The sequence below is a fragment of the Chrysosporum bergii ANA360D genome (assembly GCF_029891735.1).
Classification (GTDB): domain Bacteria; phylum Cyanobacteriota; class Cyanobacteriia; order Cyanobacteriales; family Nostocaceae; genus Umezakia; species Umezakia bergii.
This window is the reverse complement of the sequence record NZ_JANQDH010000013.1, coordinates 60,576-74,462: the sequence shown is the minus strand read 5'-3', so window position 1 is coordinate 74,462 and position 13,887 is coordinate 60,576. Positions and strand designations below refer to the sequence as shown.

Here is a 13,887-nt window from a genome sequence, read left to right as displayed (position 1 = left end):
GAAGTATCCTGTGGTGTAGATGTTACCGCTATTATCTACGGCTATGCTGCTGCTGTAGTCTGAGTCACTACCCCCTGCTTTTTGTGCCCAGAGATAGTCGCCATTACTGTCTTGCTTAGTAATGAATATGTCTCGATTTCCGGCACTGGTGAGGGTGGTGTTGCCGAAGGTGGCTGTCTCATAGAAGTATCCTGTGGTGTAGATGTTACCGCTATTATCTACGGCTATGCTGCTGCTGTAGTCTGAGTCACTACCCCCTGCTTTTTGTGCCCAGAGATAGTTGCCATTACTGTCTTGCTTGGTGATGAATATGTCAACACTGCCGGCACTGGTGAGGGTGGTGTTGCCGAAGGTGGCTGTACCAGAGAAGTTTCCTGTGGTGTAGATGTTGCCGCTACTATCTGCCCTGATGCTTCTGCTGGAGTCTAAGCCACTACCGCCTGCTTTTTGTGCCCAGAGATAGTTGCCATTACTGTCTTGCTTAGTAATGAATATGTCAGCACTGCCGACACTGGTGAGGGTGGTGTTGCCGAAGGTGGCTGTACCAGAGAAGTTTCCTGTGGTGTAGATGTTACCGCTATTATCTACGGCTATGCTGTAGCCGTAGTCTGAGCTACTACCCCCTGCTTTTTGTGCCCAACGGACAATGGGTAAACTTGTATCGTCATTACTGAGGGTGGTGTTCATGGTTTTCAGCATAGTAGTATAGTAGTATAAGTAAAAAAACGGTGCTAAAGCTGCTTACTTACAGAGTATCATAAATATTTTTCTTTATTTAATCCGATACAGAATTTAACAATGTTTTTTAACGTGAGTTCGATGTCATACTTAAGGGTTTCTTTAATTACATTATACCGCTATGTAAGCTCTACTACAGAAATTGCTGTTAGTCCCATGGGGAGAAATATTACTGTGATTCGGGGTTAGATTATTCATTAAGAGTAGCAAGCAGGATGCTGGCGTTACAATGGTAGCAAGTTGCGGTGAATCATGAAAAATCACCGACCTGACAGGTCGGTGAGTATGTTAAAACTCTCTAGAATGATGTTTGTAATATATTATTTACATCAAATTACATCAACCCAGTATTAGTACCTTGCTTACCAGTTGCTAATTCGACTTTAACAATTTTGCCGCCCATTTTTTGAATGCGTTGCTGTTCCCGGAACCAATTCTCGTAGGGAACTAATTTAGTAAAGTATGTGTTTTGCAACTCTCTTTGGGTACGAATTCGAGTTTGGCTAGGGACACAAGCAGTTACTTTAAACAAACGGGCCATATTCTAAATCTCCTACTGTGATGGTGAAAAGTTTTTTTTATTACCAAAAAAAATGGGAGTGTTGTTTTTATGAAAATATTTAAGTTAATCACTCCAAGTCTGGAAACTAACCATCAATACTAGATCGCTAACACTCATCCACAGTATAAGCAATAGAACGTTCTAGCACTCACAATTAATTTCCAGACCTTAATCAAACCACACTTAACTTCTTAAGTGGGGGTAGTTCTTAGCTCAAGCCAGAGGAGATATAGTCGAAGTAAACGCCCATTTCTTTACCAGCGTCGGGACCTACTAAGCTAGCGGTTACTTCTTTCATAGCTTGGATAGCTTGTACAGTAGCACCGATGGGAACACCCAAGGAGTTGTAGGTTTCCTTCAAGCCATTTAATACACGCTCATCTAAGATGGAAGGATCGCCTGCCAACATTGCGTAGGTAGAATAACGCAGGTAGTAGTCCAAATCGCGGATGCAAGCAGCATAGCGACGGGTGGTGTACATATTACCACCGGGACGGGTGATGTCAGAATATAACAGAGACTTAGCTACTGCTTCTTTAACAATGGCTGCTGCGTTAGCGCTGATGGTGGTAGCAGCGCGGACGCGCAGTTCACCAGTTACAAAGTAGCCTTTGAGTTTTTGTAAAGCGGCAGCGTCCAAGTATTTACCTTGAACATCTGAAGCATTAATAACAGAGGTAATTGCGTCTTGCATGTTGTTATTTCCTTATTTCCAACCTGATTGCAATACTTATGTTTCAGCAAAAGTCAAAATTGCTTCAGCTTACTGCATCGCACCAACTAAATAGTCGAAGTAAGCGCCGGCTTCAGAAGCATCTTCAGAAGATAGCAAGGTAGAAGCAACGTTCTTCATGGCGTTAACGCCACCGGCTACTGCGTCAATGGGGGTACCGAGGGACTTGTACATTTCGCGCACACCTACAACACCGATTTCTTCGATGGGGGTAACGTCGCCGGAAACGATTCCGTAGGTAACTAGGCGTAGGTAGTAATCTAAGTCACGCAGACAAGTAGCGGTCATTTCTTGACCGTAAGCGTTACCACCAGGAGAAACCACGTCAGGGCGCTTTTGGAAGAGCTGATCACCAGCTTGCTTAACAATGCGCTCGCGGTTTTCGGTCAAAATTTGAGCGATGCGGAGGCGACGTTCACCACCAGAAACAAAGCTCTTGATACGATCCAGTTCGCCGGGGCTAAGATAGCGGGCTTCTGCATCAGCATTCACGATGGACTTCGTGACGATACTCATTAATGGATTCCTCCAGTACTAATGAAACCAGAATTTATAAAACTGGTGCAATTGTGCAATTTTAACTTTTGTGGTAGTGGCTTTTTGTCATTGCCTTTTGAGACATGGCCATCATTGAAGGAAATGACCCAAAAACACAACTACCTCCCGCAAAATATTTTCCGGCATTTTGTTGAGCATTTATGACTGTTCTTAATACTTTGTAATATTAACTTTCAGATTTAACAGTCAAATTGCTATGGGAAAGCCTGAGAAAACCAGCCAAACAGGGCTGCTGGGGTGTTGGGTCATGGAAATATAGAAAATTCTCCACACCCAATCCCCAGTTTTTAGCCCCTAGCGATCGCCTGTTCTACCTGTCAATACAGCAGGTGATAAACTAGACCAAGACTGTTTGACCAAATCAGCCGCAGCTTCCACACTACCTAAGTAATTACCAGCAGGTAGTGATGGGTAACGCTGATAAGGTACTACATCCTCACCAAAGAAGCGGGTATATTCTGGACTATCCACAATTGCTTCCACAGCAGCCCTTAAACCGCTATCGGCGAGCAACTTGTTATATTGACGAATTTCCCCTTGGGTAGCTGGTGCGCGTCCCAATAAGTGACGGAAGAGAAACTCAATCACTTTGGTATTGGGATAAGGAGTATAGAACCGCTTACGGTAGATTTCTGAACTAGCCAACTCCCGGACAAACTCCCGCAGGGAAATTTCCCCATTCCGCAGTTTACTGTCTAAGTTAGAACGGCGATATTCTTGGGGAACTTGACCGCTAAACACATCCAACACTTGACAGTAAGCAGCATCAATCACCCGTTGTTTCTCTGCTTGGTTAGCATCTACTGTGAGACGGTAAATTTTGGCAGGTTTACGGCGACTCGTACCTACACCCACTTCCACTGATTGACCGCGACCATCGTTAAAAGAACGACCCAACTCTATAAACAACGGCTTGGTTTTGTCCATTTGCTTGGCTTGGGCTGCCAAATCTGCGATGGACTTAGCTAAAATCGGCGTATTGGCCGAAGCAATGCGCGGCTTCACAGTTTCAAAACTAGGCACAACCAAATCGTTATTTTGCTTAGTCAGTTGATTGTAAAGCTTTTGGGTATTGGGGAAATTAGCCGCGGGTAAAGTTGGGAAGCGACGGTAAGGAACAGTATCTTCACCAAAGGTCTGGCTATATTCTGGACTGTCTACCATAGCGGTAATAAAGGACTGAATCCCCTGAGTAGCCAAAATTTGGTTATACTTACGGATTTCCGCCTGGTCTATGGGCGCACGTCCCAAAAAGTGCTTAGTTCCCAACTCAATCACTTTAGTGTTGGGTAGTGGTGTATAAAACTCTTTCAAGTACAGCTTAGAGTAACCCAAACCGGCAATAAATTCCTTAACGCTGATTTCACCATTACCTAGCTTACTTTCTAAGGACGTGAATTCATTTTTGACAACATAAGGAGCAATATCACGTTCAAAAATCTGGCGATAAGCAGCACTAATTATAGTTTTCACAGCTACCTTATCGCTGGTATTAGCCACCAACTTAAAGATTTTGGTTTGTTCCCGCTGCTTAGTAACCCCTTGATTAATCCGGTATTGAATATCTGGTTCTGTGCGGTTTTCAGCCACCTGACCCAATTCCACAAACCGGGGTGTTTCTATTTTCTCAACCTTCGCACCTACATCTGAGCGAATGCTACCAACTCGTAGATGGCGTAATGACACACCTCCAGGAGTCAAATAACGCTCATAAGGTACAGTGTCCTCACCAAAAGCCTCGCTATACTCTGGCGTATCAAGAATAGCATCTACTACCGCGTAGAAGCCGGTCTTGGCTGCAATATCAAAATACTTGTTGTTTTCTTGACGGCCATAGGTAGGACGACCCAACAAGCGGCGATGAATATACTCTATCGCCTTACAAACATATAGCGATGTCCAATACATCTTGCGGAATAAGTCCGACTTAGCCAACATCCGGATAAACTCGCGCACAGAAATCTCGCCATTTTCCAGCTTAATTTCTGCCACCTTCAGGCGTTGACCTTCGTAAACATCACGACCAAAAACCTGCAAATAAGCCGCTTTAATCACAGCCTGGGTAGAGCTTTCTGAGAACTTAACACTGACACCCTGACCAGCTTGTTTACTCAAAGTAGCAGGAATTTGATCTAGTTTAAAGACTTTGCGTCCTAGAGTTCCCGGTGCTTCACCCCGCGACTTCGGATTACTCAATTGGTTGTTAATACCAGGTCCTTGGTGAATCAAAATGCGTCGGGTATCCTTGCCAAAAGGAGCCGGGCTGCTGCTGGGGTTGCGAGTTTCTTTCGGGAAAATCGCTCCAAATTGAATTTCTAAAGGATCATTACCGGAACCATAAGGATGTTGGTCTGGTAATGGCTGTTCGTAAGCCGCAAAGGTAGTAATAAACTGGGGTACTTTGCGGAAAGGCGCACTGTATTTCAACAAATCTTGTTGGGGTCCCCAGTTGCGACATTCTTGGGCTTCCTGACCCAGACCTCGCAAATAGGGTACTGTTTCCTCGCCAAAGTAATCAGCGTACTCCTGAGAATCCACTAAAGCATCAATTAAAGCTGGTAGACCGCCATTAGAAATAATAGCAAAGTACTTTTGTACTTCTTCCCGGCTACTTGGTCCCCGTCCCAAAATGTGACGGAAGGCCAGTTCAATGACTCGACTGTTGATAAAGGGCTGGTAAAACTGTTTTTGGTAAAGAGGGGATTTAGCAAGACGGCGGATAAACTCTTTCATAGAGATATCGCCATTCTTTACTTTAGATTCCAGGTCAGAAATGGACAAACTATAAGCACGGGTGATGTCCCGCTCAAAAATTTGCCGATAAGCCGCTTTTACCACCTGGATTTTTTCACCAGCTGACAAACCAGGCTTCATGACAAACTTAGGCCGACGTTCAGCTGCATTAAAGTAAATTTGTGGCAGTTGTAGACCTTGTTGGTCACCGGAAGGACGTTGACGCAGTTTGTTAGAAGGTGTCGGGGCTTGGAACTCATTGAGCAACACATCCATATACTGAGACACAATTGCTGTAGCCTCAGCATCTTTACGGAAATAAGACAATGATGCTGCTTTAATTTCCTGTAAAGCCACCAATGTTGCGTCACTAGAGCAAGCATTTTCAATGATTTCCCGCAAACCCCGTGTATTCACACTGATAATATTCGGGTCACCAGCTACGATGGCATAGGTAGCATAGCGCAGGAACCAAGATAAATCCCGTAAGCTCTTAGCCATATTAGCTGGACCATAACGGGCGACATTAATAGGTCTAAAACCTGGAGGAACAGGAGTGCTAGGAGAAGAATTAAAAATTGAACGGAGACTTTCTAAAAAACCGCCGCGGGTTTCCACATAGGTAACAGTTCCTAGTTTCATCTCTTCGGCAATATTCATCTCCGAACCACCCCCGTCCATGGCCATGGCTGGTTCTGGTTCTTTAGGCTTTTCTAAAAACGCCATGGGGGAACCACCCACAAAAATCCGGTTAGCCGCGCGAGAAACGATAATTTCGGAATTTTCCGTCAGGGTCTGAGCAATTTCTAGACGTTTCGCACCAGAGGCGAAATAACTAGCCAGTTCCCCTAGCTCCCCGCTTCCCAAAAACCGGTCTTGCTGTTCGGCTTGAGAAATTGTGGCTACAGTCAGAGTTTGATATAGTTGCGGGCGCGCAACCGAGCTTCCACCACTTGCCTTAACACTCATTGAATTTGTAAAACTCCTTTAATTTATATATGTGTTAAGTCTGGGTTGTTTTCAGGCTTGACATATTGCTGTAATTATGAATGAGATTGCAGCCTGCAAAATTGCCAGTTAATTAACCCAGTTAGCTTTAGATTAGAACGTTTTGCGTTTTCTCTGGTGATTTATTAAGAAGTATGTAGAATCTGTAATCAAAATATTTAAGCTAGAACAGCCGCACATTGTAGCTTGACTATAAATTATCTCAAGCCTTTACCATACTTCATGGACAAAATATAATTTATTTATATAAAGTTAATAATTATTCTAGGAAGGGAAATTCAGCCTATCCTACTGCTACTGAAAATATTTCTTAAGGAAGATACTTGACACTAAATGCTATGGCTATATTTAACCTGTTGTGAGCTACTAGCCTCGGTGTATCTTATCAATTAAATGATCCAAGATATTAGTTTTTCCGAGTGTAATCCGCAGTTGGAAAGTGATCAAGTCAACATTAATAAAACTGCCAGCCCAGAAGTGCGGCAGCCAGAAGTGGAAGTTTCTAGTCATAAATTAGAAATTGTCCATGCTACAAACGGCCGTGTGCGCATTCGTGCTGCGGGTGGTTTTCATTCTCAGTTAGAAACCATCAGTCAGAAATTACAGCACTACAAAGGAGTAACAAAGGTTTGTCTCCATCAGCAAACAAGTAGTTTGGTGATTACCTTTGATCAAACTTTGCTATCTATGGCGCAAATGTTGGACATCCTTCAACAACTCAACGTTGAACCAATCCCAGTCAGCAAAGTAGATATATTACCTGGGTGGAAATCTGTCGATTTTTGGCAAGAACAATCAATTTCCTTAATTCCCTTAATTACCGGGTTAGCGGTGACGGGGGGGCTAGGAATTACTGGTTTGGCAGCAATTCCAGTGTATATGATCACTGCAACTGCTACCCGTCGGGTGATTTCTGACCTGGAACCAAAATCTGGCGGATCTCATGTCCAACCATCTAGGCAAACTGCTGAGTTTACAAGTCATAGCTGCTCTGTGCATTCTACAGTTGCTTATGGTATTGTCCACGTTATACCGGGCAGAATACGGTTTCATGTTCCCCGACTCGCTCAAGACCGCGGCTATGGGCGGCGACTGGAAAGGTTATTGAAAGCAGATCCCCACGTGGTCAGAGTGCGAGTGAATGATCATGCAGCATCGATAACCATTACCCATCTACCTGATGAGGTGAGGGTGAGCCATTGGGTGAGTCTGATGGAATTGGCTGGGGAAACTAACCCATCTACTCGGTCAAATGGGACCACACCGGAAAACTCACCCAGCATATGGGCGGATATGAAGTATCCAGGATTGTGTGTTTCTCTGGACTATATGGCGAAGTTGTCTTTGTAGAGAGTTTTTGATAGAGACTTGAACTTAATAAGTAAGAACGAATGACAAAAGTTACTGTTCCAATGGCATCGATCCCCGTAGCAATAGTTGAAAGTAATAGCAACACCCACAACTACAAAGCCGAAAACTCCTTTACCGTTATCCACAGCACACCGGGTAGGGTGCGATTACGTATACCTCGGTTACGTCATGATCCAGAATATGCAAAACAGCTGCAAACCCTTCTAAACTCAGATTATTTAGTCACCAACGTCAAGATTAAATCCATAGTAGCTTCACTGGTTATTACTTATAATAACAGTGATATTACTGATAAGAAAATGCGATCGCGATTGCATTGTTTAATATTAGCAGCCGGAGAAACAGAAATAGTTTTAACTGAGAGTACCAAGCCTTACCCCACATCAACCAATGGTGACACTTGGCCAGGGATGCAGTTTTCTGTACTATCCACAGGTTTGGCACTGCTGGCGGGACCATTAGGACTACCCATACCCCCTATCATGGTAGTGGGAAGCATAGCCCTGGGCACATTTCCTGTGTTTCAAAGAGCATGGGCGGGAATTATCACCCAGCGCCGACTTAATATTGACTTTCTGGATTTTATCGCCATTGCTATCACTACATCCCAGGGAAATTTTCTCACCCCGGCTTTGATGTTGAGTTTAATTGAAATTGGGGAAAACATTCGCGATCGCACCGCCCGATCTTCCCAAAAGCAAACCCTAGACCTCCTCAACACACTAAGTCAATTTGTCTGGGTAGAACGCCACAGCCAAAAACAACAAATCCCCATCCAAAACGTACAACCAGGAGATATAGTCATCGTGTATCCTGGTGAACAAGTACCCATTGATGGCAGTATAATTCGCGGTACAGCATTACTGGATCAACAAAAACTCACAGGGGAATCAATGCCGGTATTCAAAAGCCAAGGACAACCGGTTTTTGCTTCTACCTTAGTACGGGAAGGGCAGATATATATATTGGCAGAAAGGGTAGGTCAAAACACTAGGGCAGGACAAAGTATTCAACTTATGCAAGTAGCCCCAGTTCATGACACCCGGATGGAAAACCAAGCCATTAAAATTGCTGAACAAGCTGTTCTGCCAACTTTATTATTAAGTGGGGCAGTATTTGCCGTAACTGGCAACCCGGCGCGGGTAGCCAGTATACTGACCTTGGATTTATGCACAGGAATTAGGGTATCTATTCCTACATCAGTTTTAGCCGCCCTTTCCTACGCTGCACGACAAGGTATTCTCATCCGTAGTGGTAGAGCTTTAGAAAAACTAGCAGCAGTTGATACTATTGTTTTTGACAAAACAGGCACACTAACTAAAGGGGAAATAACAGTGGTAGAAATTGAGAGTTTCAATCCTACCATTTCCACAGAAAGAATTTTAGCACTAGCCGCGGCGGCAGAACAGCGCCTAACCCACCCAGTAGCTCAAGCAATTATTCGCTACGCAGAAACACACCCAAAAATAGTCATTCCCCAGCGTGGTGAGTGGAACTATCAACTGGGTTTGGGGGTAGAAGCTGAAATTGAAGGAGAGATAGTTTATGTAGGTAGCCATCGCTTTTTGGATCAGCAAGGCATTAACATGGAATCTCTACACCAACAGCAACTACCAGGAAAATCAGAAATATATGTGGGTAGTAATGGTCAACTCCTGGGTAGAATTAGATATAGTGATGTTCTGCGCCCAGAAAGTCGGGAAGTAATTAACGACTTGTTAACAACTGAATGCGTAGAAGTGCATATGCTCACGGGAGATAACCATAACACAGCCAAGGCGGTGGCTGCTGATTTAGGTATTCCCCCCGGCTACACCCACGCTGAAGCTTTTCCCCAAGAAAAAGCTGCTATTGTCAGCCAACTGCATCAACAGGGAAAGACAGTGGCTTTTGTGGGTGATGGTATTAACGATTCCCCAGCTTTGGCTTATGCTGATGTGTCGGTTTCCTTTGGGGATGGTTCAGAAATTGCCAGAGAAACAGCAGACGTGGTGTTAATGCAGAATGACTTACATAGTTTACTACAAGCGATCGCCATTGCCCGTCACACCAAGTACCTTATTCAGCAAAACACCAATATTGTAGTTATTCCTAACCTAACAGCAATGGCTATGGCTGTTTTAATTGGTCTGAACCCCTTAGTAGCCACAGTGGTTAACAACGGCTCCACTATCATAGCTGGAATTAACGGTTTACGCCCCATGGTTAAACGGGGGTCAAAGCAAACTCCACCACCAGAAAGATGAAAACACAATTCTATGCAGATTAAACTAAGAAGCTTACTTACATCTATTAGAGTCAATTAACCATGGCAGCTAAAATTATTGATTTTGTTGAAGATGCTGGTACACCTGGAATTATAGCCGGCATAGGGGCGGTACTGTTAGCACCGGTTTTAATTCCCGTTGTGGCGGGAATTGGTAAACCCATAGTCAAATCATTAGTTAAAGGTGGAATTGTCGCCTACGAAAGAAGCAGAGGCGCATTTGCAGAAATGGGCGAAACCTGGGAAGACATCATAGCCGAAGCCAAAGCAGAAATTGCCGAAGAAAGACAAACACCAGCATTTGAAGCAGCCAGCACCCCGGCGGACACAGGAGAACACGGCGCATAACCAAGTTAGTGGCGGGGACTTCCGTCTTCAAAACGCCCATTAACCAGAGTAGCGGGCAAGACTTGTACTGAGCGTAGTCCATAGCTTGCGTAGTGTAGCCATAGTATGCCCGCATTACGAGATTTTTATCATCACAGCAGACCCATGTTAACCAATAGTCATGGTAACCCAACCAACATAGCCAAACTTTTACAACAAGCAACCTTCAAAACCACACTCAAACCCCTACCTACTCAAATCATCAGTAACACTCCCCAAAGACTACGGCTGAGAATTTCTCCACGCCATCGCCATCTCAGAGAAATGCAACGCATTGTCAACATCCTCAAAGCACAACCTAACATCCGGGAAGTCCGCATCAATGTTAACTCCGGTAGTGTTGTCGTCAACCATGATGGAAGACAAGCAACCCTAGAAAATATATTGAGTACACTGCTAGAAATAGGGGTGAGTTTTACTGACATCACAGCAACTAAATCAGAAGCAGCAAAAAAAGTCAAGGGAGCAGTGGTTAACTTTAATAAAAAATTTGAACAAGCCACCAGTGGAGAAGTTGACTTGCGCTTTTTGTTTCCTCTAGGGCTGAGTTTATTAGCAGTGCGACAAATTTTAGTGAAAGGTTGGCAACTAGAGTTAATTCCTTGGTACGTCTTAGCATGGTATTCCTTTGATAGCTTTATCAAACTCAATGGCGCTAATGACTGGACCTTAGACTAAATCAGTGGTGTTAGGTTTCCCGACCTAAAAGTTGTTAAACATCCTGTTAGGTTGGGATCAAGAAATATTAGAGTGATTTGGGTTAAACTGGCTCTGTAAAAATAGCTCAGGTAGGGGAAAATCCAGAGTAAACGGGGATAAATTTAAGCTCAATTGAGTTGGATTAAGCAGCAAAATAGCTTAGTTACTTTACAACAAGGTTAGTTTTGTCACCTCAACAATAATGTCATCAAAGTCTTGGTCACCACCCCCGCGTTTATCCTCAAAACCAAAGATGTTATTACCCAGGAATTGTATATGCTTGGTACGGTCAGAATTACTGCTCATACCAGCCACATACAGATTACTAAAATCAGAGCTAACTGAATTCATATTGCCATTTACCACCAAGAACGGTAATAGAACATGAGCAGATAAATCAATGCTGGCGAGCATTTCCAATTTACCTTCATTAGCAAACCCTCCAGATTGGTTATTGTCAACACTACCGGTTAGCACTGAGTGATTACGCACTGCACTGAGGTATTCTCGACTATTACCAAAACCAGCCACAGTAATACCGGTGAGGGGATCAACAACCGCCCCTGTAGTTCTTTCTGCTAGGTAAAAACCCACCATATTGTTAAAAGATGCCTCCCGGTAGAGTTGAGCTTCAACGGCAATAGTCATAGTGTTTGCAGAAGAAGTAGGAGTTAAATCTCTCAAGCTAATAGCTTCTAAGCCTTCACCATTTATTTGAATTTTTTGGGTGTGGAGTTCAACACCAACCCCTGATACTATCTCTGCTGATATGTTAAAATTATTCCCCGATAGATTAAAGCTAGTGGGAGTTACATTGTTAATAGTTAACTCAGTAATAGCATTACTACCAACTTCCCGCAGTTGAAAACTTACTTTTCTACCATCGCTGTTTTTTGTCCCCAGGGGTGACTGGAGATTAGCTAGAAGAGAGTCAACATTGACAGGTATACCAGAAGCATTACCTAATGTGGTGAGAATTGTTTGAGTTGTACCGTCTGCAAACACAGCTTCGAGTATTTGAGAAGCGGATCTTGAACCTTGGACAGAGAAATTAAAAGTAGTACCATAGATAGCTGTCAAGCGATCGCCTTCACCATCAGTAATCGTCACCGTGCGCGGGTTATTTTGATTAACCGCCATCACAGCAGCACCAGCGGGGTCACGGATAACTCCCACAGTTGGATCTACATCCCCCAGCGCATTATCCTTTAAAAACAGCGTCGCCCCATCATAACGACCATTACCATTCCGGTCTCGCAATACAGCACCCAAGCCAGTATCAGGATTAAAGTCAAATAGTACAAAGTCATTGTTAATCAGCTTAACAATAACGTTGTAGTCTGGTAGGTCTGAGGGTCTTTCCTCAAGATTCAGTTCTACCCGTTGAATTTTTCCAGCAAAGATTTCTGAGTTAGAGTCAGCGCCAGGGGCTATGGTGAATGACAATAACGGTACATCTAACTGAACATCTGGAATATCCTCGGTTAACTTCTCTAACAGAGTAGGATTGTTGCGGATATCAATTGTATTGATATCGCTGATTTCAAAGTTACCGGGAATTACTTGTACAGGGTTTGGTTCTGGTTGTGTTGGTTGTGTTGGTTGTGTTGGTTCCGGTTCCGGTTCTGGTTCTGGTTCTGGTTCTGGTTCCGGTTCCGGTTCCGGTTCTACTATCTCGATATTTACGGGACTTAGTAAATCATCTAGCTGAGAAAAAACATTATCACCCCCCACTAAAGCCGAGGGTTGGATACCCAAAAGTTGGGCTAGGGGAAATTCTTGGTTAGGTAATAATCCAGAGAGCAATGTGTCTGAACCCTGGGATATGGCTTTTAATCCGGTGAGGTTGGGTAAACCGGCTATAATTAGGCGATCGCTCCCTGGTTGAAAATCTTTAATTTCTGCTGCTACCCCAGGAATAGAAGCATTGGCAAGGTAAAAACTATCAGAACCTTTGCCCCCAGTCAGTATACCCCCCTGAGTGGCAAACAGGTCATCATCTCCTTCACCACCCAATAATTCATCAGTGGTAGTCCCGGCTATTAAGGTATCATTACCACCCATTCCTAGTAGTTGATTATTGCCAGTGCCGTTAGAGACATCAATAAAATCTTGCCCATCGCCGCCGTGGAGGGTATTAAATCCTTCTCCACCGGCAATGATCAGCCTGTCATTACCTTCTCCGCCGTAGAGTTCATTGTTACTACCTTCAACAATGATTAAACTATCGTCGCCGACTTCTCCATATAATTTGTTGTCTCCTACAGTACCTATACCGAGTAATTCATCATTACCTTCTCCGCCGTATAGGGTATGGTCATCATTACCAATCAACCTGTCATTACCCGGACCGGCATATAAAAATACTTGGTTGGGTATGGTATTGGCATCAAGAATATCATCCCCTCCCAGTGCAAATATCTGTAAGTCTTCCCCGGTATCAGTGGCAGTTATTTCATCTGCGGTATCAGTGCCAAATACTCTCCTCAATGCTGACGGGTTGACTATGGTTTGTGTAGTTTCCGTGGAGTTAGCTACTTGATCCACTTGGGTGGCTGTGAGGGTTTGTTCTCCCTGTGCGAGAAAAGGGATGTTTTCTAGAGGTATGTTGACAGACCAAGTATTATCTTCTCTAACTGTGGTGCTGTTTGTGTTTTGATTAGCTAGGGTTAAAGTCACAGTAGCTCCGGGTTCTCCCGTTCCTGTGATGGTCAGGTCAATAGCTGTGGCTGCTGCATTGACCATAGCAGCGTCGGTGATGGGGTCAATGGTGAAAGTATTGAGGTTTAGTATTTGGGGGTTTTGTTGGTCTAATTGTGTACTCATGATTTC

At 43.9% G+C, this 13,887-nt stretch carries 10 protein-coding genes; 4 read left to right on the top strand and 6 right to left on the bottom strand.

What is annotated here, in order from left to right:
* The 5 genes from NWP17_RS01955 to NWP17_RS01935 form a co-directional block, all read right to left on the bottom strand.
* The coding region (locus tag NWP17_RS01955) for an SBBP repeat-containing protein (RefSeq protein WP_280653232.1) at positions 1-699 on the bottom strand (699 nt) is incomplete at its 3' end.
* Positions 700-1,072: 373 nt separating this feature from the next.
* Positions 1,073-1,279 carry a phycobilisome linker polypeptide gene (locus NWP17_RS01950; RefSeq protein WP_280653231.1) on the bottom strand — a complete coding sequence of 69 codons (207 nt, stop codon included), beginning with the start codon at positions 1,277-1,279 and terminating at the stop codon, positions 1,073-1,075.
* 229 nt (positions 1,280-1,508) lie between these two features.
* The gene (gene apcB, locus NWP17_RS01945; RefSeq protein WP_280653230.1) at positions 1,509-1,994 is read right to left on the bottom strand and encodes an allophycocyanin subunit beta; all 486 of its coding nucleotides are present in this window, start codon (positions 1,992-1,994) and stop codon (positions 1,509-1,511) included.
* A 69-nt stretch (positions 1,995-2,063) separates the two neighbouring features.
* Positions 2,064-2,549 carry an allophycocyanin subunit alpha gene (gene apcA, locus NWP17_RS01940; RefSeq protein WP_280653229.1) on the bottom strand — a complete coding sequence of 162 codons (486 nt, stop codon included), beginning with the start codon at positions 2,547-2,549 and terminating at the stop codon, positions 2,064-2,066.
* 336 nt (positions 2,550-2,885) lie between these two features.
* Positions 2,886-6,293: a phycobilisome rod-core linker polypeptide gene (locus NWP17_RS01935; RefSeq protein ID WP_280653228.1), complete on the bottom strand. Its 3,408-nt coding sequence runs from the start codon at positions 6,291-6,293 to the stop codon at positions 2,886-2,888.
* Positions 6,294-6,725: 432 nt separating this feature from the next.
* On the opposite strand from NWP17_RS01935, the gene NWP17_RS01930 reads away from it, so the two are divergent.
* The 4 genes from NWP17_RS01930 to NWP17_RS01915 all read left to right on the top strand — a co-directional run bounded on the left by NWP17_RS01930 (position 6,726) and on the right by NWP17_RS01915 (position 11,034).
* Positions 6,726-7,682, top strand: coding sequence for a hypothetical protein (locus NWP17_RS01930; RefSeq protein WP_280653227.1), 957 nt, complete (start codon positions 6,726-6,728; stop codon positions 7,680-7,682).
* Positions 7,683-7,744: 62 nt separating this feature from the next.
* Positions 7,745-9,949 (top strand): heavy metal translocating P-type ATPase, encoded by a 2,205-nt coding sequence (locus tag NWP17_RS01925; protein WP_280653226.1) that lies wholly within the window; start codon positions 7,745-7,747, stop codon positions 9,947-9,949.
* 62 nt (positions 9,950-10,011) lie between these two features.
* Complete coding sequence (locus NWP17_RS01920) at positions 10,012-10,317, top strand: DUF5132 domain-containing protein (protein WP_280653225.1); 306 nt, start codon at positions 10,012-10,014, stop codon at positions 10,315-10,317.
* Positions 10,318-10,461: 144 nt separating this feature from the next.
* Entirely contained in the window at positions 10,462-11,034 is a 573-nt protein-coding gene (locus NWP17_RS01915) for an HMA2 domain-containing protein (protein WP_280653224.1), read from the top strand.
* A gap of 189 nt (positions 11,035-11,223) precedes the next feature.
* On the opposite strand, the gene NWP17_RS01910 is transcribed toward NWP17_RS01915, so the two are convergent.
* Positions 11,224-13,881, bottom strand: a complete 2,658-nt coding sequence (locus NWP17_RS01910; RefSeq protein ID WP_280653223.1) for a DUF4114 domain-containing protein — start codon at positions 13,879-13,881, stop codon at positions 11,224-11,226.
* Between the last annotated feature and the right edge of the window lie 6 nt (positions 13,882-13,887).

What these genes read in the sequence shown, in the direction of transcription:
- NWP17_RS01950 (WP_280653231.1), bottom strand. Translation starts at nt 1,279, where the DNA reads ATGGCCCGTTTGTTTAAAGTAACTGCTTGTGTCCCTAGCCAAACTCGA.
- apcB (WP_280653230.1), bottom strand. Translation starts at nt 1,994, where the DNA reads ATGCAAGACGCAATTACCTCTGTTATTAATGCTTCAGATGTTCAAGGT.
- NWP17_RS01915 (WP_280653224.1), top strand. Translation starts at nt 10,462, where the DNA reads ATGTTAACCAATAGTCATGGTAACCCAACCAACATAGCCAAACTTTTA.
- NWP17_RS01920 (WP_280653225.1), top strand. Translation starts at nt 10,012, where the DNA reads ATGGCAGCTAAAATTATTGATTTTGTTGAAGATGCTGGTACACCTGGA.
- apcA (WP_280653229.1), bottom strand. Translation starts at nt 2,549, where the DNA reads ATGAGTATCGTCACGAAGTCCATCGTGAATGCTGATGCAGAAGCCCGC.
- NWP17_RS01925 (WP_280653226.1), top strand. Translation starts at nt 7,745, where the DNA reads ATGGCATCGATCCCCGTAGCAATAGTTGAAAGTAATAGCAACACCCAC.
- NWP17_RS01935 (WP_280653228.1), bottom strand. Translation starts at nt 6,293, where the DNA reads ATGAGTGTTAAGGCAAGTGGTGGAAGCTCGGTTGCGCGCCCGCAACTA.
- NWP17_RS01910 (WP_280653223.1), bottom strand. Translation starts at nt 13,881, where the DNA reads ATGAGTACACAATTAGACCAACAAAACCCCCAAATACTAAACCTCAAT.
- NWP17_RS01930 (WP_280653227.1), top strand. Translation starts at nt 6,726, where the DNA reads ATGATCCAAGATATTAGTTTTTCCGAGTGTAATCCGCAGTTGGAAAGT.